The sequence below is a fragment of the Falsiroseomonas ponticola genome, assembly GCF_016805305.1.
In the GTDB taxonomy this organism is placed as follows: Bacteria; Pseudomonadota; Alphaproteobacteria; order Acetobacterales; family Acetobacteraceae; genus Falsiroseomonas; species Falsiroseomonas ponticola.
Window position 1 is genome coordinate 13,769 of record NZ_JAERQN010000022.1, and the last position, 22,603, is coordinate 36,371.

At 71.2% G+C, this 22,603-nt stretch carries 18 protein-coding genes; 10 read left to right on the forward strand and 8 right to left on the reverse strand.

Annotation, left to right across the window (positions count from 1 at the left end; all coding sequences use genetic code 11):
* Positions 1 to 23: 23 nt before the first annotated feature.
* The 7 genes from JJI54_RS31060 to JJI54_RS31090 all read left to right on the forward strand — a co-directional run bounded on the left by JJI54_RS31060 (position 24) and on the right by JJI54_RS31090 (position 10,095).
* Positions 24 to 761 (forward strand): DUF6441 family protein, encoded by a 738-nt coding sequence (locus tag JJI54_RS31060; protein WP_203077308.1) that lies wholly within the window; start codon positions 24 to 26, stop codon positions 759 to 761.
* Complete coding sequence (locus JJI54_RS31065) at positions 758 to 4,414, forward strand: tape measure protein (RefSeq protein WP_203077309.1); 3,657 nt, start codon at positions 758 to 760, stop codon at positions 4,412 to 4,414. Before JJI54_RS31060 ends, JJI54_RS31065 begins: the two co-directional genes overlap by 4 nt.
* 22 nt (positions 4,415 to 4,436) lie before the next feature.
* Entirely contained in the window at positions 4,437 to 5,705 is a 1,269-nt protein-coding gene (locus JJI54_RS31070; protein ID WP_226382279.1) for a phage tail protein, read from the forward strand.
* Between the two features lie 3 nt (positions 5,706 to 5,708).
* Positions 5,709 to 6,170 (forward strand): hypothetical protein, encoded by a 462-nt coding sequence (locus tag JJI54_RS31075; protein WP_203077310.1) that lies wholly within the window; start codon positions 5,709 to 5,711, stop codon positions 6,168 to 6,170.
* Positions 6,171 to 6,280: 110 nt separating this feature from the next.
* Positions 6,281 to 7,840 carry a hypothetical protein gene (locus JJI54_RS31080; protein ID WP_203077311.1) on the forward strand — a complete coding sequence of 520 codons (1,560 nt, stop codon included), beginning with the start codon at positions 6,281 to 6,283 and terminating at the stop codon, positions 7,838 to 7,840.
* Positions 7,840 to 9,897: a hypothetical protein gene (locus JJI54_RS31085; protein ID WP_203077312.1), complete on the forward strand. Its 2,058-nt coding sequence runs from the start codon at positions 7,840 to 7,842 to the stop codon at positions 9,895 to 9,897. Before JJI54_RS31080 ends, JJI54_RS31085 begins: the two co-directional genes overlap by 1 nt.
* An 18-nt stretch (positions 9,898 to 9,915) precedes the next feature.
* Positions 9,916 to 10,095, forward strand: coding sequence for a hypothetical protein (locus JJI54_RS31090; RefSeq protein WP_203072155.1), 180 nt, complete (start codon positions 9,916 to 9,918; stop codon positions 10,093 to 10,095).
* A 244-nt stretch (positions 10,096 to 10,339) separates the two neighbouring features.
* Here the strand turns inward: JJI54_RS31090 and JJI54_RS31095 are convergent, their stop codons facing one another.
* The 8 genes from JJI54_RS31095 to JJI54_RS31130 form a co-directional block, all read right to left on the reverse strand.
* Positions 10,340 to 11,233, reverse strand: a complete 894-nt coding sequence (locus tag JJI54_RS31095; protein WP_203077313.1) for a plasmid partitioning protein RepB C-terminal domain-containing protein — start codon at positions 11,231 to 11,233, stop codon at positions 10,340 to 10,342.
* 19 nt (positions 11,234 to 11,252) lie between these two features.
* Positions 11,253 to 12,152, reverse strand: a complete 900-nt coding sequence (locus tag JJI54_RS31100) for a ParB/RepB/Spo0J family partition protein (RefSeq protein WP_203077314.1) — start codon at positions 12,150 to 12,152, stop codon at positions 11,253 to 11,255.
* Positions 12,149 to 13,720, reverse strand: a complete 1,572-nt coding sequence (locus tag JJI54_RS31105) for a recombinase family protein (RefSeq protein WP_318987618.1) — start codon at positions 13,718 to 13,720, stop codon at positions 12,149 to 12,151. Before JJI54_RS31105 ends, JJI54_RS31100 begins: the two co-directional genes overlap by 4 nt.
* 598 nt (positions 13,721 to 14,318) lie before the next feature.
* Complete coding sequence (locus JJI54_RS31110) at positions 14,319 to 15,224, reverse strand: DUF4238 domain-containing protein (protein WP_203077315.1); 906 nt, start codon at positions 15,222 to 15,224, stop codon at positions 14,319 to 14,321.
* Positions 15,225 to 15,405: 181 nt separating this feature from the next.
* Entirely contained in the window at positions 15,406 to 16,398 is a 993-nt protein-coding gene (locus JJI54_RS31115; RefSeq protein WP_203077316.1) for a helix-turn-helix domain-containing protein, read from the reverse strand.
* Complete coding sequence (locus JJI54_RS31120; protein ID WP_203077317.1) at positions 16,395 to 17,561, reverse strand: type II toxin-antitoxin system HipA family toxin; 1,167 nt, start codon at positions 17,559 to 17,561, stop codon at positions 16,395 to 16,397. The genes JJI54_RS31115 and JJI54_RS31120 overlap by 4 nt, the downstream gene beginning before the upstream one ends.
* Positions 17,562 to 17,889: 328 nt before the next feature.
* Complete coding sequence (locus JJI54_RS31125) at positions 17,890 to 18,906, reverse strand: alpha/beta fold hydrolase (protein ID WP_203077318.1); 1,017 nt, start codon at positions 18,904 to 18,906, stop codon at positions 17,890 to 17,892.
* On the reverse strand, positions 18,903 to 19,418 hold the full coding sequence (locus JJI54_RS31130) for a MarR family winged helix-turn-helix transcriptional regulator (protein WP_203077319.1): 516 nt from the start codon (positions 19,416 to 19,418) through the stop codon (positions 18,903 to 18,905). Before JJI54_RS31130 ends, JJI54_RS31125 begins: the two co-directional genes overlap by 4 nt.
* 43 nt (positions 19,419 to 19,461) lie before the next feature.
* On the opposite strand from JJI54_RS31130, the gene JJI54_RS31135 reads away from it, so the two are divergent.
* Genes JJI54_RS31135 through JJI54_RS31145 form a run of 3 tightly spaced genes read left to right on the forward strand, consistent with a single transcriptional unit; the run spans position 19,462 to position 22,489 of the window.
* Positions 19,462 to 20,430, forward strand: coding sequence for a Bug family tripartite tricarboxylate transporter substrate binding protein (locus tag JJI54_RS31135; RefSeq protein ID WP_203077320.1), 969 nt, complete (start codon positions 19,462 to 19,464; stop codon positions 20,428 to 20,430).
* Positions 20,427 to 21,665 carry a CaiB/BaiF CoA transferase family protein gene (locus tag JJI54_RS31140; protein ID WP_203077321.1) on the forward strand — a complete coding sequence of 413 codons (1,239 nt, stop codon included), beginning with the start codon at positions 20,427 to 20,429 and terminating at the stop codon, positions 21,663 to 21,665. Before JJI54_RS31135 ends, JJI54_RS31140 begins: the two co-directional genes overlap by 4 nt.
* Complete coding sequence (locus JJI54_RS31145; protein ID WP_203077322.1) at positions 21,656 to 22,489, forward strand: HpcH/HpaI aldolase/citrate lyase family protein; 834 nt, start codon at positions 21,656 to 21,658, stop codon at positions 22,487 to 22,489. Before JJI54_RS31140 ends, JJI54_RS31145 begins: the two co-directional genes overlap by 10 nt.
* The last annotated feature ends 114 nt before the right edge of the window (positions 22,490 to 22,603 follow it).

Sequence of the window (22,603 nt, forward strand, 5' to 3'; positions counted from 1 at the left end):
GCCGCGCCAGGAGAGCCAGACCGATGCTCCTGGTCGCTTCCTTCCGCCGCGGCGACCTCCGCGCCGCGATGGAGGCGGAGGTCCGCGACGCCGCGCGCGCCATGCGCCGCGGCGTCGAGCGCGCCGGCCGTGAGGTTCAGGCCGAGCTCCGCGCCCAGGCCCGCGGCGCCGGCTTCAGTGACCGCGGCCGCGCCGTCGCCAATGCCTGGCGCCTGAGCCTCTACCCGCCGCCGGCCTCCGCCCCGCGCACCCTGCGCCCCGCGGCCTTGGTCTGGACCAACGCGCCCAAGCTCGTCGACGCCTTCGACCGCGGCATCCCCGTAGTCGCCCGCGGCGGCCGCTACCTCGCCTTCCCGACGCCCTACAACGCCACCGGTGGACGGCGTGGTGCCTCCGCCCGCGGCGGGCTCCGCGCCACGCCCGCGCAGATGCAGGCCGCGCGGCGCGAGGCCTTCGTCATCCGGTCCAAGTCCAACCCGTCCGTCCGGCTCTGGTGCCTGCGCGTCCGCGCCGCCAGCGGCATCGCGCGCCGCGGCCGTCGCCTGCGGCTCTTCGTGGGGCCCAACGCCGAGATCCTGACCGGCCGCCGCCGCGGCCAGCAGCGCCGCGCCCGCGAAGTCCTCGCCCAGGGGTTCGTCCCGATGTTCTTCCTCCTGCGCCAAGTCAGCCTCCGCAAGCGGCTCGACGTCGCGGCCGTGCGCCGCCGTGCGCCGGGCATCCTGGCGCGCGCGCTCGCCGCCGAGCTGGGTCGCCGCGCATGAGTGGGTCCGCCGCCCGCACCATCGCGATCCGCCTCACCGCCGACAACGCCGAGCCGACGCGCCGCGCGCTGGAGCAGGTCGGCGAGAGCGGCGAGCGCGCGCTTCGCCGAATCGACGCGGCCTCGGCCGCGGCCCAGCCGGCGCTGCAGGGCCTCGCCGCGGCGTCGGACGGCGCCGTGCGCGCCTTCGCCAACATGGGCGTCGGCCTCGGCGGCGCGCAGCGGGTCTTTGCGGGCGTCGCCACCGGCGCCGGGCTCGCCGCCACCGCCATCGCCGCGCTCGCAGCCGGCACCGTCGCGGCCGGCGTCGCGGTCGCCCGCGCCGGCGACCTGGCCACCGAATCCCTCGCGCGCCTCCAGGCCGCCACCGGCTCCGTCGCCGCGGCCGAGGCGGCCTACCAGGGCCTTTACCGCCTCTCGCAGCAGACCGGCGTCGCCGTGTCCGAGAGCGCCGGCGCCTTCGCGCGCTTCGCGCTGGCCGCCCGCGAGGTCGGCGCGACCAACGACCAAGTCCTCGCCCTCGTCCGCACCGTGCAGCAGGCCGGCATCATCGCCGGCGCCAGCACCTCCGAGACCACCTCGACCGTCATGCAGCTCGGCCAGGCGCTGGCCTCGGGCAAGCTGCAGGGCGACGAGCTCCGCTCCATCCTGGAGAACATGCCGACGCTCGCCGAGGCGCTCGCGCGCCAGCTCGGGGTCGGCGTCGGCGAGCTCCGCAAGATGGGCGAGGAGGGCAAGCTAACCGCTGACGTCGTGATGCCCGCGCTGCTGCGCGCCGGCGAGCGCATCAATGCCGAGTTCGAGAAGCTGCCGCCCACCATGGGACGGTCCTTCTCGATCCTCGGCGAGGCGATGACGCGCTTCGCGGCGGACCTCGACCGCGCCCTCGGCCTGTCCCAGGCGATCGCCCGGGCGGCGCAGGCCGCGGCGGCCGCGGTGGACCGCACCCGCGTTGCGGTCGGCCTCGGCACGCCAGAGGAGACCGCGCGGGCCGGCCAGGCGGCCGCGCAGCAGCGGCTGGCGAACGCTGACCGTCAGGCAGCGGAGATCGAACGCAGCATCGCCGCGCTCGAGGCGAACCCGCGCCGCACCGTCCCCGAGGACGCCATCCTGGAGACGCTGCGTCGCCAGGCCGCGCCGCTTCGCGCCGACCGCGAGCGCGCCATCGCCGAGCTCGAGCGGTTCAATCGCGAGGTCGAGGAGATCGAGCGCGAGGCGCTGGTCCGCCGCCTCGGCGAGCAGGAGGCAGCCGAGCGCCAACGCGCCGAGGGCCAGCGCCGGCGCGACGAGGCGAGCCTCGCCGACCTGCGCAAGGCGCTGGACCGCGAGCGCAGCATCCGCGAGGAGCACGCCACCCGGATCCGCGACATCGACGCCCTGCTGTCGCGCGGCGCCGTCGAGGCGGCGGAGGCGCAGCGCCTGCGTGCCGCGGCAGACCGCGAGCGCGACGACGCCCTCAAGCGGCTTGGCGACACCGCGCGCGAGACGGGCCGCCGGGTGCGCGAGGTCGAGTACGAGAACGCCCCAGCCGGCCAGACCGTCTTCCCCGCAGCCGCGGTACAGGCGGCGCTAGCGCGCGCGGGCGAGCAGCAGGAGCGCCGCGAGGCCGAGGCGCGCCGCGCCCGCGAGCGCGCCATGGACGATGCGCGGCGAGAGGTGGAGCGGTTCGAGCAGCAGTCGCGCGACGCCTTCTCGCGCATCGGAGAGAACGCCTTCGACCGGATCGGCCAGGGACTGGTCAACGCCTTCACCTCGGGCGGCAAGGCGGCGCTCGACTTCGGCAGCCTGGCCAAGTCGGTGCTCGCCAGCGCCGCGGCCGACCTCGCCAAGCTCGGCCTGGTGAACCCGCTGGCCAACGCGGTGTTCGGCACGACGCGGCCGACGCTGGCTGGCGCCTTCGCAGGCGGCGGTGACGAGGCGTCCGGCGGCGCGCTTTCTGGCTTCTCTAGTCTTGCCGGGACATCGATCTTCTCCGGGCTTGGCGAGAGCCTCGGCCTGACGGGCGCGGGCGGGCTCTTCTCCGGCCTCGGCGCCTCCCTCGGCCTCACTGGTTCTGGCGGCCTGCTCGGCACCACGCTCTGGACCACCTCCTCCGGCGCGGCCGCCACGGCGGCCCTGCCCGCCGGCGTCGCCGGACCCGTGCTGCCGAGCTCCGCCCTCGGCTCCATGGGCATGGGCACCACCGTCGGCAGTCTGCTCGGCGGCAGCGCCGCAGGCTTCGGGGCAGGGATGCTGACCTCCTCCATCGTCGGCGGCATGCGCGGCACCGTCGGGCCCGGCGGCACCATCGGCGCCGGCGTGGGCGCGCTGGCCGGCGCGGCCATCGGTTCGATCATCCCCGGCATCGGCACGCTTATCGGCGGGCTGATCGGCGGCGCCATCGGCGGCGGCGGCGGCGCGCTCTTCGGCCCGACCAAAAAGGGCATGGCCAAGCGCGCCGGCGGCGACGTCTTCTACGGCGTCAACGACGCCGGCCAGCTCGTCATCACCGCCGCCCGCGGCAAGCGTTGGGACGAGGCAGGCTCCCGCGCCGCGGTGCAGGAGCAGCTCGACCGCATCAACGCCGCCATCCGCGAGCGCGACCTGCGCTTCGAGGGGATCAGCGGCGCGATCGCCTTCGGCCAGGCCAGCCGCAGCGCGCGCGAGCTCGACGGGGCCGCGCTCACCCGCGGCCTGCGCAGCGGCAACGCCAACGTCCAGACCGCCCTCGGCACGCTCGGCGCGCACGGCGCCGGCCTCGAGGAGGCGCTGAACGCCGTCGACTGGGTCCGCGGCGTGTTCGAGACGCTGAGCAAGCTGGATCGCGTCAGCGGGTTCCTCAAGGCGCTTGAGGACCTCAACCGGACCTTCGACGAGGCGACGGCGCGCGCCCGGGATCTCGGCCTCTCGGAGTCCGACCTGAACGCGCGTCGCGCCGAGCGCATCGCGCGGCTGGAGGAGGAGCGCGCCAACCGGCTCCAGGCCGTCGACGCGAACCTCACCGCCCGCGGGCTGCGGCTCGCCGGCGACGAACGCGGCGCCGATCTCGCCGCCTTCGACAACACCGCGCGCGAGGAGGTGCGGCAGCTCCGCGAGACGCTGTTCCAGCTCGGGCTGGAGGGCACGGCGGAGTACTGGAACCGCATCGCCCGCCTTGAGCAGACGCTCGCCGGAGAGCGGCTCGCCATCGTCGAGCGCTACAACCAGCAGGCGCTGGCGCAGGAGCGCGCACGGCAGTCCACCGCGCGCGGCCTGCTGGAGCAGCTAACCATCGGCGATCTCGGCGGGCTGGCCCCCGAGACCCGCTACTTCGCCGGGCTGCAGGCGCTGAACGCCGCGCGCGGCACGCTCGCCGACGGCGCGACGCCTGAGGAGGTGGCCGACTTCGCGCGCCTCGCGCAGAGCGTGCTGCCGGTCGCGCGCGACTTCCTCGGCACCTCTGACCGCTACGCCGGCCTGGTCGCCGACATCGCCAGCACCATCCGCCAGGCCGTCCCCGGCGCCGACACCGCGAACCTCGCCGCGCTGCTCGAGGCGCAGGCCACCGGCACCGACCGGGTCGAGCTCGCCATCCTCTCCACCGGCCAGCAGCAGACCGAGGTGCTCCGCACTCTGCTCGTCGAGCTGCGCCGCCTCACCGCGCAGAACGAGGCGCTGCTCCGCCGCGTCGCCTGACCTCTCCTTCCAAGGAGGACCCATGCCGATCCTCGGCTACCGCACCCAGCAATCGACGGATACCACCGGCACCGGCCCGCTCGCGCTGAATGCCGCGGCCTCCGCGATGCGCGGCTTCCAGGCGACCTTCGGCAGCACCGCTCGCCGCGTGCTCTACTGCATCTCCTGGGCGACCGGCTTCGAGATCGGCCACGGCCAGTTCGACGGCGGCAGCCCCGGCGCGCTCACCCGGGCCACGGTCCTCGCCAGCAGCAACGCCGGGAACCCGGTCGCGCTGCCCGCCGGCACCAAGGACGTCTTCGCGGTGCTGGAGCCGAACGCGCGCGAGGTGCTCCCGCTCGCCGCCGGTGCGACGCTGTCGCTCCCCGACCTCGGCAACCTCGTGGTCTTCACGGGGGCGGCGCCGGCGACGCTCGCGCTGCCGACCGTCGCCGTCGTCCCGCCGGGGATGGGCGTGCTGGTGCGCAACAGCGGCACGGCCGACCTGGTGGTGGATCCCGCCGGCACGGAGACGGTGAACGGCGGCGCCACCGTCACGCTGAACCCGGGCTTCTCGGCCGAGCTCTTCAACACCGGCTCGGGCTGGACCGCGCTGCTCGCCGCCCCGCAGAACTTCGGTCGCATCGTCGGTGAGCTGATCCCGATCGCTGGAACCTCGCTGCCGCCGCTCTGCGTCTGGCCGAATGGGCAGAACCTCTCGCGCAGCGCCTACGCCGCGCTCTTCGCGGCGATCGGCACGAGCTTCGGCGCCGGCGACGGCAGCACCACCTTCGGCACGCCGGACCTGCGCGGCCGCGCGATCTTCGGGCGGGACAACCTCGGCGGCACGGCGGCGAACCGCGTGACCGCGGGGAACAGCGGCATCGCCGGTTCGACGCTGGGCGCGGGCGGCGGTGACGAGCGCATGCCGGTGCACGCCCACGGCGTGAACGATCCCTCGCACTGGCACGGCAACGCGGGCTGGCACGGCCACGGCCTGGTGATCGGCCAGGAGACCTATTGGGACAACACCTACGGCACCGACGGCGATGGCTTCCCAATCTACGGCCCCTACCGCTGGGTGCCGGCGAACCCCGTCGCCAACCCCGTCACCTTCATCGAGAAGGGTGTCTTCAAGTACGGCAGGGCGGCCTGGGAATACTACGGCGACGGCAGCTTCGTGCAGGGCAACGGCGACCACAACCACGGCCCCGCCGCCACCGGCATCAGCATCCAGAACGCCGGCGCGGGCGGCTCCGCCAACATGCCGCCCACCCTGATCTGCAACTATGTCCTCTTCGCGGGAGTCTGAGCCATGCCCGGCATCGAGATCGCGCGCGCCGTCTACGATGGCTTTGCCGGCACGCTGGAGCAGAGGGTGGAGGCATTCATCGCCGCGCTTGAGATGCACCGCACCTCGGTCGGCCTGCCTGCGCCGGTCGAGGCGCCGCTGGTCGAGGCGATCGCCCGCGCCGGCGGCATGGTGGAGGTGACGATTGTCGATCCACCGCCACCGCCTGCGCCACCCGACCCAGGACCGGCGCCCATACCGCTGATCCCGAAGCTGACTGTTGTCGAGCGCGTCGGCATCGCCGGCAAGCTCCGCGACGCCCGCGCTGCGCTCAAGATCGGCCGGCCCGATGCCGAGCTCTCCGACGCCGAACTGCTGCTACGCGAACGCTGGGAGGCGGCGAGCACGATCGCCCAGGACGACGTCCAGGTGCGCGGCTTCCTCGCCGCGCTCGGCCTCGACCCCGACGCGATCCTGGCGGCCTGACGCATGCCGACGCGCCCCATCCTCACCCCCGGCGGCCAGCCCGCCGCCGTCGTCGTCCTCGTCGAGATCGAGGTCCGCGGCCAGGGCGGCTGACGCCAGGAGGCTGATCCATGGAAGCCTTCGCCCCCGCCGCGGCGCTCGCCCCGGCGACGCTGCCGGCTGCCTTCGTCAGCCCGAGCAACCTCCGCACGCTGCGCATCGCCTCCGCCGGCTACGCCAGCGCGCCGGCCGACACGCCCGCCAGCACGCCCTGGACGCCACGTCTGCTCGGCGATGTCGAAGTTGGCCAGACTGCGGTCGACGCCCTCGGCCTCGGCGGCCGCGCCGCGCTCGCCGCCGCGGCGATCGAGATCTGGGATGGCGACGGCTTCGCCGCCGACCTCGCGCGCTACGGCACCGCCACCGGCCGCGCCGTCGCCGTCCGGCTCGCCGAGGTGCGCAGCCCGCGCGCCTCCGACGTCGGCACGCCGCTGGCCCAGGCCCGGCTGGTCTTCGCGGGCACTGTCGCCGCGGTCGACCGCACCGAGGGCCAGCGCGCCCGCATCGCCCTCGCCGATGCCACCGACCGCCTCAACACCCCGCTGCAGCCGATCCTGTACCAGGGCACCGGTGGCCTCGAGGGCGGCGCCGACCTCAAGGGCAAGCCCAAGCCCGTCGCGCTGGGCCGGATCTTCAACGCGGCCCCCGTGTTCCTCGGCAACGTCGATCTCGGCGCCGGCGCGCTGCCGACCTGGCAGTCCTCCTGGCGCGCGGTGCAGGCGCATGACGCGGTGCGGATCCGCGGCGTCGCCCAGACCCTCGTCGCCGGCACGCCGACCGTCGGGCAGGCCCGCGACTGGCCCGTCCAGGGATGCTTCCAGGTCGGCGCCAGCCCGGATGGCGCGGTGACCTGCGACGTCCGCGGCGACGCCGGCGAGAGCTATGTCGAGACCACCGCTGGCGTGCTCCGCCGCCTGCTGCAGACCCTCGGCCCAGGCTTCGGCGCGGCGGAGTTCGATGCCGACGCCTGGACGCTGGCCGATGCCGACCTGCCGGGCCCGATCGGTTTCTACCAAGCGGCGACGCCGACCACCGCGCTGGCCGCGGCAGAGACCGTGCTGGCGGGCTGTGGCGCCATCCTCGCCGGCGACCGCACCGGCCGGCTCCGCCTCTCCGACCCGCTGGCCCGCGACCCGGTCCCGCAATTCGACATCCCCGCGGCCTGGATCCTCGAGTGCCGACCCGTCGCTCTGCCGGCCGCCTTCCAGCCGCCGCCGCGCGTCGTCGAGGTCGCCTGGGGCCGCAACTGGTCGCCGCTCTCCAACATGGCTGGTAGCGTGCCGGCCGCCGACCGCCAACGGCTCGAGGCCGCGCAGTCTGTCGCCCGGGCGGAGAGCAGCCTGGTCACCAGCCGCGTCGCCCAGCAGCGTAGCCTGGCGCTGCCCGGCCTCTACGCCACCGAGGCGGCCGCGACCGCCCGCGCGGGTCGCTGGCGCGACTGGGTCGAGCGGGGACCGCGGCTCGTCGCCGTCACCACCGACCGCTACCTCGGCCAGATCGAGATCGGCCAGATCGGGCGCATCGCCTATCCGGCCTACGGGCTCGACGCCGGCCTCTCGGGCGTCGTCGTGGGCTGGCGCGAGGCGCTGGCCGGGCGGCGCGTCGAGATCATCCTCGCAGGATCGGATTGATGCCCGGCGCCTTCCTCCACGACGAGCGGGTCCGCGACGCCGTCGCGCTCACCGCACTTACGCCGACCGCCGCCGGCATGCCCGCGGCCAACCTCCGCGACCCGCAGCCGCGGCTGCGCGCGCGCTTCACCGGCGGGGCGGCGTCCATCCTGGTCGACTTCGGCACCGCGACGCCGGTGGAGGCCTTGGCGCTGATCTCCACCAACCTCAGCGCTTCCGCCACCGCGCGCTGGCGGCTCGGGACGCTGGAGGCGCTCGTCGAGGCGACGCCGCTCGTCGCTCTCGACTTCCTCGCCGCCACGCCCTCGGCCATGACCGGCTGGTCCGGCACCCGGGGCGGCGCCGGCACCGGCGAGGCGACGGTCTTCAACGCGGCCGGCGACCTGGCCGTCGCCTCCGGCTCGGAGTGGCGGATCGCGCACGACCCGGCGACGCTCGCCCGCCTCGGCCTGCTGATCGAGCCGGCGCGCACCAACGGGGTGCGGAACCCGCGGGCCGAGGGAGCGGTGATCGGCAACCCCGGCACGGCCCCGACGAACTGGGCCATCGGCGGCGCCAACGGCATCGCGGCGCAGATCGCGGGCACCGGCACCGAGAACGGCATGCCTTACGTCGCCGTGCGCTTCACCGGGACCGTCCCCTCCGGCACCGGCAGCGGCTACGTCTGGTTCGAGGACTCCTCGGCGATCGCCGGCGCCAACGGCAACACCTTCGCCCACTCCTACTTCGCCAAGCTCGAGGCGGTCGCGGCGGGCGGCATCGCCACGCACCAGGCCTGGATCGCCGAGCTGACGGGCACCGCGACCGTGGTCCGCCAGGGCTTCGAGAACCAGACCGTCCCCGGCGCCGGGCGGCTGGCCGCGCAGCGAGCCGTGCAGGTGATGACGCTCTCCGGCGGCGCCACCGTCGCGCGCATCCGGCCCTTCGCGGCGTTCAACTTCAACGCCGGCACCCACGACGTCACTGTCCGCCTGGCGCTGCCGCAGGTCGAGCTCGGGGCCTTCCCGACCATGCCGATCCTGCCCGCCGCGGGGACGCCGGCGGCGGCGACGCGGGCGGTCGACGGCGGCTCGCTCACCGTGGCGGTGGCCGGCGCGGCAACGCTGCACGTCGAGCAGCAGACCGCTGCGACGGCGGCGACGGGCTTCGTCGGGCATGTCAGCCTCGACAACGGCAGCAACGTGGACTCGATCCAGGTCCGTGTCACCGGCGCCAGCGCAACCAGCGTGACCCTGACCCACCGTGTGGTCCGCTCCAATGCGGTCCAGTTCCAGGCGGCCGTCGCGCGCTCCAACGGCGTCATCACGCGAGGGACGATCGCGGCCGCGACGAACGACGCGGTCGCGGCCGAGAACGGCACCCAACTCGGCGCCTCGGCCTCGGTCGTCATGCCGCCGATGAACCGGCTCAACATCACCGCAGGTGAGCGGCAGGTCTTCTACCGGGCGATCCGCGTCTACGCCGCCCGGCTCACCAATGGGCAGGCCTTGGCGCTGTCCGGCACAGGCTCTTCGATCGACGCGACCGGCATCGCCCACGACACGGGCGCGATGCCCGCGAGCACAGGCGACGAGGCCAACGGCAACGTCGTCCTGCTGCGCAGCGGCGCGGCGACGGCGCGCTACCTGCTGGTCGACGTCGCCGACGCGTCGCTGCCGGCCATCGACATCGGCATCCTCGCCGCCGGGCCGCTCTGGCGGCTCGGGCGCGGCATGGCCTACGGCGTGCGCGAGGGCCGGGTCGTGCTCGACCAGCGCGACCGCAACCCGCTCACCGGCGCCGAGTTCGTGGTGCCCGCACTGGCCAACCCGCGCTTCGCGGCCTTCACGCTGCCAGCGCTCTCGCGCGCCGAGGCGACTGACGCGCATCGGGATCTGGTGCGGAGGCTCGGTGCGGCGCGGGACGCACTCTGGATCCCAGAGACCGCGGACACCCGCGCGGAGACGAACCGGCGGGCGATCTGGGGCGCGATGAACCAGCCCGGCGAGGAGGCCGCCGCGGCGCGCGGAAGCTTCCCGCTGCTGAACCGCGCCTTCCGGATCGTCGAGCGGCTGTAGGGAAAAGGGGACCAGACCATGAGCGAGGACGACGTGGCGACGAAGCTCGCCGTGCACGAGGCGGTCTGCGCCGAGCGGTGGAAGCAGGCAAACGAGAGGCTCGGTCGCATCGAGGTCGTGCTCGCGGCAATCGTGCTACTGCTGCTTGTCGGCGAGGGTAGCGTCATCGCGGTGCTACGCAGGATGCTAGGTGGATAGGCGTGCCCGGCAGCAGAGCCAACCGGGCACGCCCCATCCTTCTCGGCCGGCCCTATGGCGGCCAGCCTGGTGGGCACCAGCGGGTTCGCCGCCATCCCCACCACCGCCATTGATCCGCCCCTCGTGCGGCGTCTCCGGCGGTCCCCGCGCTTGAAGGGTCCGGGTCCCCGTCGCCGGCAAGGTGGCCGGCTAAGTCAGCGTCGGTCCATCACAAGTCCGACCTGCGAGCGCGACCGAGCGTCGGTCAGCGCGGCGTCTCCTCGTCCAGCGTCGCCGCCGACACGATGGCGCGGAACTCGTCGCGCACCTCCGGCTGGTGCCGGCCGAGCCAGCGCGCGACGGCGTCATTGCCGAGCAGCTTCGCCACGTAGCCCCGCGCCAGCACGAGCTGCATCACGTTCCGATTGTAGGTCTGCTCGATCGCCTTGAAGCGCGACTGGACGAGCGACATCTCCTGCTCCATGCGTGTGATCTGATCCATGGACAGGCCGCGCACCTTCTTCGGCTGGGCGGGATCGACCAGATGGGCCGCCGGCGTCGCCGCTAGCAGCGCCTCGGCGTAGGTCGCCGAGAAGTTGTTGACGCTCAGCATCAGCTCGGCGCACTCGACCTGGCGGGCGGGTTTCATCTTGCGCAGGTGCCGCGTGACGTCCTGGTGGAAGTGCGCCTCCTTCAGCAGCTCCACCGCCTCTGGGCAAATCCCGGCCAGCAGGTCGCGCTTTCGGCGGATGGTGTCGATGTCGAGGTCAAGCGCGCGTGCCAGCCGCTCCTCCGACACGCCGCGCTCCAGCGCGCGCAGGATCATGAAATGCTCCTGCACCGTCGCCAGCCGGTTCACCCGCTTGTTGTACGTATAGCCCTCGTCGTCGCGTGACAGGAGGCAGGCGACCTTGGGCCAGCCGAGCGCTCGCGCGGCGGCCAGGCGGAGATGGCCGTCGAGCACCGCACACAGCCCGCTCCGCGCGTCCGGCTGTGTGACCGACAATGGCTCAATCAGTCCGATCTCCTGCATCGACACCCGGATCTGCTCGAACTTCCGTGACCTCGGAACGTCCTTGCCCAAGAGGCGCGACGGCAGCAGGCGATCGAGGGTGATGTGGAGGATGTCGCGGTCGAAGGCCTCGGTCAGCTTCGTCATCATTGTCTCCGCCCGGCCGTCACCCAGCCCTGCCGCGCACCAGCTCGTCGATCGCCTTGGGCAGCGTCGGCAGGCTCTCCGCCCGCAGCAGGTCAACGAAGTGCTCGTCCCGCAGTAGCCCCCCGAGCGCGGCCGCCAGAAAGGCCAAGCGCTGCTCGACCAGGTCGGCCTTGCGGATCAGCTGCTTCTGCCGCTCGACCTCCTTGTTGTAGGCGCGGACGAGGACCGCCGAGCTGAACCTCGCACCCTTTGGCCTGGCCGCGCCGGCGCGGCCGGACGCCTTGCCGTAGAGACCGCGCACCTCGATGAGACGACGCGCAGCGAGCAGCTTGCGGCCGCGCAGGTCGCCGCTCTCGTAGGCCGCCTGGAGCACCTGCTGCACCTCCTCGCTGCCCGCGCCGGCGATGGCGATCGCGGTGGTGATGGGTATCCTGTGGTCCTCCACTGCGATCAGCAGGCGCTCCTCGCCCCGATCCAGCAGGGTCAGCACTCCCTTGATCCAGCTGACATCGAGGCCAGTCTTGCGCGCGATCGCCTGCGGGTCGTGGCCGCGTTGCTGCAGGGCGCGGATTGCCTCGAGCTGTTCCATCGTCCGCGGTGCCCGTCGCGCGATATTCTCCACGAGGCTACGGACGAAGGCATCTTCGTCGGAGGACGCCACGATGATCGCTGGGATTGTGCGCTGCCCAAGCTTCCGGAATGCCTCGACCCGACCCTGGCCGCAGATCAAAAGATAGCGGTCCCCGCGCTGCGTCACCGTGATCGGCTTCTTGAGGCCAAGCAGCCTGATCGACGCAACAAGCTCCTGGAAGACCTTCTGCTTGCGCTCGCGCGGGTTGAGGACGTCGATCAGTTCGACAGGCACGTCCTGCACGCGCTCAGCGTCGGGGCCCGGCGCGGAGAAGGAGGCCGCGCTCATGCTGCCCGCCTGACTGGCGCGCGCTCGGCGAGGCGGTAGAGCGGCGACAGGTCGTCCGCCCGGTAGCCATCGAGATGCGTCCCGTTGCGCTCACCGAGCCTCATCTGGTCCACCGCCAGGTCCATCCAGGGCAGCAGGTAGTAGTCGAGCTCCGCCGTATTGGCGGCATCCAGGCGCACCGCGACGGTGATGTCGGGACACAGACTGGTATCCAGCCGAAGCTTCCAGCGGAGCGCACCGCCTTGCGTCGCCGTGCAGCGGGCCAGGATCAACGAAACGCTGAACTCGCCGTTTACCCTCAGCAGGTCGGTCGCCGGATCCCGCTCGATCTGCGCGCCTAGCGCGAGCATCGCCGCCTCGGTGCGCTGGACAACCTCGGGATGAAGCCGGCGCAGGAAGCGGTTGGTCTCCAGGTAGCGGTAGTCCCGGTCCGGCGTGAAGCCCACCAGCTGGTAGGCTCGCATCAGGCTGCCGAAGCGCTGGCCAAAGGCGCTCGACGACGGCATGCCCTCCATCTCGTCGATTAGGATGGCCGATAGGAAGCCGCGCGCCTGGTAGAGCTGGCCGAGGCGGTCGAGCATCTCGGCGTCGGTGAAGCGACGCGACCGCTCGCGGATGATCCCCTGCGCGGTGAAGAACATCTCCGCCGGCACGACCGCCTCGAAGGCGCCGGCGCGTCGTACCCAGGCCTCCGGCGGGTTCCTGACGCGCCGCTGCTTCAGCTTGAACGAGACGCGGTTGTACACGTTGCTGCCGATGTACTTCTCATTCGTCAGGATCTGGTGGACCGTGCCGCGGGTCCAGGGGCGGCCGAGGTCGGTGCGGACGCCCTCCTCGTTAAGCCGGCGCGCGATCGTCGCCTCGCTTTGGCCCTGCTCGACGAAGGCGCGGTAGATGCCCTCGACGATGGCGAGCTCGTCGGTGGGCCCAGGGCGGAGCACCACGCGGTCGGTCTGCAGGCTCTTTTGCTCGCCGCGGCGCAGCTCGCCCTTGGGCGCGCCGGACTGGTCGAGCAGGACGCGGCGCAGGCCGAAGCCGGCCGCCCCGCCCTGCCGGAAGCCGAGCTCGATCAAGCGGCATTGCCCTGCGAAGACCTTCGTGGAGAGCTCGCGGCTGTACTCGCCCGCCATCGCACGCTTAACGCCCTTGACGATGGTGGCAACGGGCGAGCCGTCATTGTCGAACTGCTCGGCGCAGTAGACGACCTTCAGGCCGGCCTGCTTGCAGAGGAATTCGTAGTAGGCGCTCTCGTCGGCGTCCTGGAAGCGGCCCCAGCGGCTGACGTCGTAGACGAGGATGAGCTCAAAATCGACACGGCCGCTGCGGACATCGTCGAGGAGCCGCTGCAGCCCCTCACGTCCGCCGATGTTCAGCCCGCTCTTGCCCTCGTCCGCATAGGTACGAACGATCGCGATGCCGCGGCGCTCCGCGTAATCGCGGATCCGGTCGGCCTGGTTCTCGGTCGAGTACTGCTGGTGCTCGGTCGACATGCGCACGTACTGCGCAGCGCGGACCGTGCAGTTCACGTTTTCCTCGCCCGGCAGCCCGTTGTCGTGCCGCGGTCGCACTCGCTTCACCCTTCAGAAGTGGGCGGTAGCTCGCCTCGCCTATCTCCGTGCTGGCATGCGCATCGGAGGCGCTGCACGCTCTCGCGCCCTCACATCCTCGATGCCCTGAACCTAGCAGGAAGGGCATGGCAGGATGTTGCCAAGGAACGGGGGCGGCGGGCCGAAAAGCGGCAAGAAGTTGCCAGAGGAGACGCTGGGCGCTTGTCGTGCCCCAGATTACACAGCGACTATCGCACGCGCGCTGCGACACGGCGTGGGAAGCGGGGGCGGCGCCGCGAAGCAACTCGAACGCTGGACAGGCGCCAGCAATCGGACAGTCCGCGGCTGGCTCTCCGGTGCCCGTGGGCCCAGCGGAGAACACCTCGTCCTTCTGGCGCGCCGGTCGGACGCGGTGCTCGAAGCCCTCATGACATTGGTCTTTCAACCCGGTGAGAACGGAGAGGACGTGGTCGATACCGCGCGCCGCTTGATCGCTACCGCCTTGGTGACGCTCGATAGGAGGCAGAGGCCGGCCGCGTCGGAGCGTAGCCGCAAGAGATCTGGGTAACCGGCATAACGACCGTGGAGCTGAAGAGCCAGCAGGCAGGACGGAGTACCCCTAGTCCCTGGCTTGCGACGGCTGAGGGGTCGAGTCGGCTTGCCCAGCTACTAGGCGGTTCTCGACAAATCGACGTTGCCGATCATCCTGGCCGTAGACGAACCTTGACGCCTGTCGCACCACGACATCGTTGACGCGCGCTTGAAGCGCTCGGATCGGCCATGCCCGGATCTGAGCCAACATTTCCTCGGTGTTGGTGGCCACAAATAGCGTTGAGGGCCCGAGCGGAAGCACGATATGGCCGTCATGCCGATCGAGGCCATTGCTTGTCACCAGCGGGTGGTCGGAGGTGAGGAAGCTGCGGTCAGAGCCGTTGATGCTGACGACATGCCAGTTCATGCGATTCAGGAAATCTCCAACGCGCTGGCTGTCCACTGCACGCCGGAACACCTCTGCCCACAACCGGTTATCAGCGTCGCGGTTGATGTCGTCGCAGAAATCGTCGAAGGACCGCGTGTCGTCGGGCGCACGCATCTCATGAAAAAGCTGCCTGTACTGCCCCATGTTCGCGGAGACGTATTGTCGGCACCGCTCTTTCAATGCGGCCAGGCGTGTCGGCGAGCGATGGTGGAGCGACATGATGAACCGAGACCATCCGTCGCGCAGCTTGGGCGAGAGGGCCGCTGGCCCCTGGCTCTGGTCGAGCATGACCTCCAGCGCGTCGCTCGCGATCTGGTCCACTTGCTTGAGAAAGTGGTCCTCCAGCATCGTCCGATGTTCAGCGGGGAAGCCGGGCACTGAGTAAAGATCAACCTCAAAGCCTGCCGCAGCCGGCGCCTTCAGCCGCGGCACTACCTGCCGGTGTGGCCGGCTGTACTGACATACGCGCCCGCCGGTCTCCCATCGCTTCAGGTAGAAGACGGGTACGTAATGATGCCGCCTTGATTGTTGAGGCGTGGACGACATCGGCTGCTACTCAGTCTGCATTAAGGTTCGGACGGCGCGCCCCGCTCTCCCCCCTCGGAGCGCTTCGCACACCTCTGCCGTGAGGATATCGGGGAGGCGGTCGCAAGTGGTACGTCGACCGGACCGCCAACCGATCTTGCCCGACGACAACGAGGCTTGCGCCGTGAACACCTGCGATTCTTCAACGAAGGCGATTGCCGAGGAGCCGATCGACTTCAGCCTTAACCCGACTTTCCGAAAGACCGACAACGCCGAAGCGTTCGTAGAGCGAGGAGACCAAGGGAAACAGGTGCTCAGCCAGACGAGCCGTGACATCGTGAGCCGGAAGCACTGCTTCCAGCATGGCCTCGTCACTTCGGGCAGCGTGCCCCTCGATCAGCAGGTCGGCCAACGGGTTCGCCCACGAGCGCAACACTCTCCCGCCGAGGCCAGAGTAAAGGGCGCGGAAGCGGATGGTCAGCAATGCCTGATCGCTCGCTCGCATGAAGGTCGCCAGCTTCTCAGCGTGCAGCAGCGCCTCGCCCATGCGCCATATAGGCAGCGTGGTGTCCATGATCGTGCCTGGCGAGAATGTCTCCTGGCTGTCTTCCTGGTATCCGCGGATAAGGAAAAGGCGCGCAGTAGGTGCCGCACGCCAGAAGTCGCTGTGCGCCGCATCGTCGAAGCCACGTTTGATGCCGTCGTGTCCCTCGGGGGCAAGCCAGCACTCAATCGTGCCGTCCACTTCGCGCGGTGCAATCTCGGGCCTTTGTGGAACCCAGAACACTGGCCATCCCGTATGCCTCGTCACGGCCTTGTCCAGGATCGCCTCAAAGGCTGTGAGGCTGGGCGTCCTTAACTCGCCTTCAAGGCAATAATCGAAGCGGTACCAGCCGTGTGGGAATCGGCCGGGCGAGTCTTTCGGCAGATCTTTCGTGAGGCTGCGCCAGCGTTCGAATGCGTCGCGCACAAATGCTTCCTGCGCTCCCTGGTCGGTCTGCTCGTCTACCAGACCAACGACGCGCAAGATGTCGAGCGCCTTCGACAGCGTGAGCGTTGTTTCGCCGCGCTCGAAGGCCGCCATCGTTGGAATGCTGACGCTTGCGAGCGCGGCGTGCTCCCGCTGAGTAAGCTTCTCCGCCTTTCGTCGGCGGATGGTCTCGTCGACCAGCGCTCGCCAGTTCAAAGGCGTCATCCCGCGAACATTCTCAGGCATGCGTTTGTCACGATCTCTGCGAAGCGAGTTCTGAAGCCGTCTGGGCTTTCCGCGGCGGGCGGAGCAATAATCGGTGCTGCCTTGCGCACCTGCCGTTCGAGATCCACAAAGGCTTGGTCGACCACTCGCGTTGGCAAGCCGATCTCTAGCCCGAAGCGCCGAAACAGGGATTGATCAGCTTCGTCGAGCTTTACTCGTCGCCCACCAATGTTTAGCGCCAGCGTCTGATCAAAGCTGTCGTAGATCGCGGTGTTCAACACGTCATACACAGGCGACAGGCGCAGTCCTGCTGGTGTTTCCAGCAGCGAGAAATTCTTCAAGTGCGCATCACAGTTACCGATGAGCGCGAAGACGAGCAAGCGTCGATAGAAGCGTGACAGGTCGATTGGTGGGCGCACCGAATGCTGCTTGATGATCGACGCAATATCCTCATACGCTGCATTGTACTTGCCCGCGTAGTCCTGCCCTCGAGGTTTGCACAGAATCTGTGCGCAATCCTCGAGCCTCAGCTTTTCGCCGCGTGCGCCCCGATCGAACCGGGTGACGACAAGGGCTTGCTCCTCGACTACTGAAACATGGGCCAGCTCGAACTTCGTGACTTCGGTCGCACCGAGCACGGCAGCCGTCCAGCGCAGGCTTAGGGCCTCGTTGCGAACCAGGCTCTGGATCCGATCCGAGTTGAACTTGGCGATGTAAGGCGCGAGCCCTTGAGGGGCTGCCGGTCGGAAGGCGTTTCCCTCCTTCACCACGAGGAGCTTCTTCTGGATGCCGGAGACCGTCCTGCCAGGGCTCGCCGTCGCCTCGGTGATCTCGGGAGCTGGGGCAAGATCGCCAGGTGGACGCAGGCTCACTGCACCAATGCAGTCGGCGCCGTACCTCAGGAGGAGGCCGAGATCGTCTTCCTCGACCACGTGAGCGACCCTGGCCTGCTGCTCACGCAGCCATCCCTCTGGCGCGAGATGCTCGAAGAACGGATGAAGCCCTCGGGCCCACTCATGCTCCCGCCGAACCGCTGGGAAGCAACATGCGATGTCATCGTTCCAGTCTGGAGCGTAGGTAAAGCGGGTCCCACCGCCGGCTGTCTCTGCCAGGCTGCCTGCTAGCTGGTCCTTGTACAGGATGTCGGCGGTCCGCGAAGCCATGCTAAGGTTTGCTTTCATCCCTGCTCGACATAGCCAAAAATTAGCCCCTAAGAGCAGGCGTGCCTTCCTATATGGCCTACGGGACCTAAAAAGCAAGACATAACTTTATTCACGGCTTTCGGTCGGTCGGAAGAAAGTCATAGCTTTCTTTGGGCGTGATTCTCGGCCTTCCACTTCGCCTCACCAAGCCAAACCTTCGCAAGTGCGGCAGCCACCCCGCCTCCCTGCATTCTGCACGTCAACAGGTCGGCGACGGTTCGAATCCCGGTGCACTCCCTCCGCCAGCCCAGCCCTTCCGCCCCCCTTCCCGATCGGGTGATCGCCGCCGTCAGGCGGGCTCCTCCATGAATCGCCGCAGCGCGGGGGCCCAGAGGGCTGCCTCGGTCCCGCTGGCCAGGTGGCCGTGGTCGCTGTCGATCTCCTCGTAGCGTGCCCTCACGCCCGCCCTGGCGAGGGCTTGCATTACCTCGGCGGCCAGCGATGGGGGGAAGAGGCGGTCGGTGCGGGAGAGCACGTAGAGCACCCGCGCCCGGATGCGGCCAAGCTCGGCCCGCAGGTCGTAATGGTCCAGCGCCCGCCCCAGGACCAGCAGCGAATGGGCATCGGCCGCCGCCGCCCATTCCCGGGCCCGGCGCGTGATCTCCGCATCCCGCGCCGGCCGGTCCGGCATTTGCCGCGCGAGTTCCTCGTCCAGGCCGTAGCGGCGCAGCGTCTCCTCCCGCACCGCCGTCATCGTCGCCAGCACGCCGCCGGGCCGGTCGTAGTAGTGGCCATCGTTCCAGCCCGGATCCGCCGCCAGGCGCGCGGCCAGCGGGGTGGGATCGAGCGAGCGTGGCGCGGTCAGCCCGCTGACGGCGGCGACCAGGCCGCCGACGAAGTCCGGATGCTCGACACCCCAGGTGAAGGCCTGGAAGCCGCCATAGGACGGGCCGACCACGGCATGCAGCGCGCGCACGCCGAGCGCCTCCAGCAACCGGCGCTGCGCCATGACGATGTCGGCCAGCGTGATCGGCGGGAAATCCGGGCCATAGGGGCGGCCTGTCGCCGGGTTGGCGCTGCGCGGCCCGGTGGAGCCGAAGGCGGAGCCCAGCATGTTGGAACTGACCACGAACCAGCGATCCGTATCGATCGCGAGCCCCGGCCCGACAAGCCCCGACCAGCCGCCCTCCGAGGCGCCCGAGCCGCCCTCGATGAAGCTGTGGGAGGAGGTGTAGCCATGCGTCAGCAGCACCGCGTTGCGCCCATCCCGCGCCAGGCGCCCGCGCGTGATGTAGGCCAGCCGCGCGCCGCGCAGCGTTCCGCCGAGCCGGAGCGGCAGGTCGCCGATGTCCTGGAATGCCGTCATGGCTCGCCCCGCCTTTCCTCCAGCATGATCCGCGCCTCGGCCGTCAGCGCCGCCAGCGCGCGGCCGAGCGCCGCGTAGTCATCCTCCCCCAGGCAGGCGCGCAGCCGGCGCTCCCGCTCCAGCGAACCGCCCAGGCCATCGCGCAGCACCGCGATGCCCGCCGGCGTCAGCGACAGCATCTGGCGCCGGCGGTCGGCGGCATCGCCTTCCTGGACGACCAGCCCCTTCGCCGCGAGTTCGAAGGACGCCCGGCTGACCTGGCTGTGGTCGAGCGAGGCCATCCGTGCCACCGCGCCCGAGGTGGATGGTCCCATCCGGTTCAGCATCACCAGCACGCGCCATTGCCGGCTCGACAGGCCGAGGTCCTGCCCGACCGAGGCGTCCACCAGCCGCGCCAGCACCTGCGAGAGGACCGAGACGCGGAAGGTGATCAGCGTCTCCGGCGCGTGGCGGCGAAGCTCCCCGGCGGTCGCCCGCGTCCGGCGTTTCTGTGCTGAGGCAATATTTGACATGACACGGAATACTCCTACACTCCGGCGCCGGAGGAAACCCAGCATGCCACTCGTCACGCGACGCCGCATGATGCTGGCCGCCAGCGCGCTCGCGCTGCCCTGGCCGGCCCGCGCGCAAACCTTCCCGGCGCGCGCGGTCACGCTGGTGGTCTCGCAGGGGCCGGGGTCGGGCAGCGACATCAGCGCGCGCATCCTGGCGACCCAGATGGCGCCGGTGCTGCGCCAGCCCGTGGTGGTGGAGAACCGCACCGCCGGCGGCGGCATCGTGGCGCACCAGGCGATCGCGCGCGGGCCGGCCGATGGCTACAGCCTGCTCTTCTCCTCGACGGCGGCGCTGCTGATCCAGCCGGTGATGAACCCGGCGGCGCAATACGGGCTCGACGATTTCGCGCCTGTCGCCTCCGTGCTGCGCGCGGCCTTCGTCGTGCTGGTGGCGAACACGCCCTCGGCGCCGCGGACGATCGGCGACCTGCTGGCCCTGCTGCGCCGGACGCCATCGGCCTATGCATCGTCCGGCGTCGGCACGCTCACGCACCTCGCCAGCGAGGCGATGCTGCGCCGCGCCGGCGTGCAGGCCAACCACATCCCCTATCGCGGCAGCGGTGCCGCGCTGACCGACCTGATCAGCGGCCAGGTGGTCTTCGCGACCGACAGCCTGACTGCCGCCACGCCGCACATCGCGGGCGGCCGGCTGAGGGCGCTGGCGGTGACCGGCGCACAGCGCGAGGCCGCGCTGCCGGAGGTGCCGACCCTGGCCGAGGCCGGCCTGCCCGGCCCGCCGATCGCCGTGCTCGGGGGCCTGTTCGCCGCCCGCACGACGCCGGTGGAGACGCTGTCGGTGCTGGGCGCCGCGGTGGACCGGGCGCTGGCCGAACCGGACCTGATCGCGCGCTTCGCCGCATCCCAGACCGACATCCTGCGCGAGCCGAGGGAGGCCTTCGCGCAGCGGCTGCGGGACGAGGCGCCGTTCTGGCGACAGCTCGTGCGGGACCTGGACCTTCGCGTCGAATGAGCGGGCCGGCACGGATGCTGCCGAGGGTCCGCCCCGATGCCGCGCGGCAGGGGCCGCTTGCCGGCATCCGCGTGGTGGACCTGTCGCGGCTGGTGGCGGGCAACATGCTGTCGCTGCAGCTGGCCGATTTCGGCGCGGACGTCATCAAGGTGGAAGCGGCCGGATCCGGAGACACGCTGCGCGCGTGGCGGGAGGCGCATGCCGACCATCCCGGGGGCTTCGACGGCTGGTGGCGCGTCTATGGCCGCAACAAGCGCAGCCTGGCGATCGACCTGCGCGACGAGGATGCGCGGCACTGGCTGCTGCGCCTGGCGGGCACGGCGCAGGTCCTGGTCGAGAGCTTCCGGCCCGGCACGCTGGAGGCGATGGGCCTGGCGCCCGGGGCGCTGCACGCCGCCAATCGGGGCCTGGTCATCGTGCGCCTGTCCGGCTGGGGGCAGACGGGTCCCTATCGCGACCTGCCGGGCTTCGGCAGCCTGATCGAGGGCTTCTGCGGCTTCGCCGACAAGCACCGGCAGCCCGATGGCACGCCGGGGCTGCCGAACATGGCCCTGGCCGACATGGTCACCGGCCTGACCGGCGCCTTCGGCGTGATGGCCGCGTTGCGGGAGGTGGAGGTGCGCGGCGGGCGCGGGCAGGTGATCGACCTGTCCTTGCTGGAACCCATGGTGGCCATCATGGGCCCGGACGTCACCAACGCCGCCGCCACGGGACGGCCGCCGGAGACGCTGAAGATCGCCTCGCCCCGCGGCGCCTATCGCTGCGCCGATGGCGGCTGGGTGTCGCTGTCGGGTTCGACCGACAGCATGGCTCGGCGCGTCTTCGAGGCGATCGGCCGGCCCGAGCTGTGCGAGGATCCGCGCTTCGCCACCAATGCCGCGCGCCTGGCCCATGACGCGGAGATCGAGGCGATGCTCGCCGGCTTCATCGGCGCCATGGACCGGGAAGCGGCGCTCGCGCTGTTCCGCGCGCGCGGCGTCACCGTGGGGCCGATCCATGACGCGGCGTCGCTGCTGCGCGATCCGCATGTCGCCGCACGCGGCGTCTATGTGGAGGAGGAGGGCGCGGGCACGGTGATGCATGCCGTCACGCCGCGCCTTTCCGGCACGCCGGGCGGGCTGCGCCGCACCGCGCCCCGCTGCGGCGAGCATTCCGCGGAGATCCTGGCCGAACTCGGCGCAAGGCCGGAGGAGGTCGCGGCGCTGGCGGCGAAGCGGGCGGTCCGATGCGGGTGAGGACGGCGCGGTCCCTGCTCTTCCTGCCGGCGACCTCGCCGCAGCTCCTCGCCAAGGCGATGGAACGCGGCGCGGATGCGCTGGTCGTGGACCTCGAGGATTCGGTGCCGCCGGCGCGCAAGGCGGAGGCGCGGCCCCTTGCAGCCGCGGCGCTGCGCGACCTGGCCGCGCGCGGCGCGGCGCTGGTGCTGCGCGTGAATGCGGACCCCGCCCTCTGGGCGCACGATATCGCGGCGATCCCGACCGCCATCGCGGTGACGGTGATGCTGCCCAAGGTCGAAGTCGCCGCGCAGGTCGCGGCGCTGGCGGCGCGGCTCGGCCCGCAGGCGACGATCGCGGCGCTGGTCGAGACGCCGCGCGGCGTGCTGGAAGCGCCGCGCATCGCCGCCGCGCCGTCCCTCTGCGCGCTGGGCTTCGGCGCGGAGGATTATGCGGCGGCGGTCGGGCTGGCGCCCGCGCCGGCCTCGCTCAGCGTCCCGGCGCAGATGGTCGGAATCGCCGCCCATGCCCATGGCCTCGCCTTCTGGGGCCTGGCGGGCAGCGTGGCGGAGACGGCGGATATGGAGGCCTTCGGCGCGCTGGTGCGCCTGTCGCGCCAGATCGGCTTCACCGGCAGCGTCTGCATCCATCCGCGCCAGGTCCCGGTGGTGAATGCGGGCTTCGGCCCGACGCCGGAGGAGATCGCCTGGGCGCGGCGCGTGGTCGCGGCGGCCGAGGAGGCCCGCGGCCGGGGCGAGGGCGCGATCCTGCTCGATGGCCGGATGATCGACCGGCCGATCGAGGACCGCGCGCAGCGCTGGCTGGCGGGGGTCGCCGCCCGCTAGAGCGTGATCGGCTTACACTGAAGCGTATCCGGCATGGGCGAAGTAATTGGCGCACTCGGTTGGTGAGAACTCGCCAAGCAACGAGCCAATGCGATGCCAGACGGCAGCGATGGA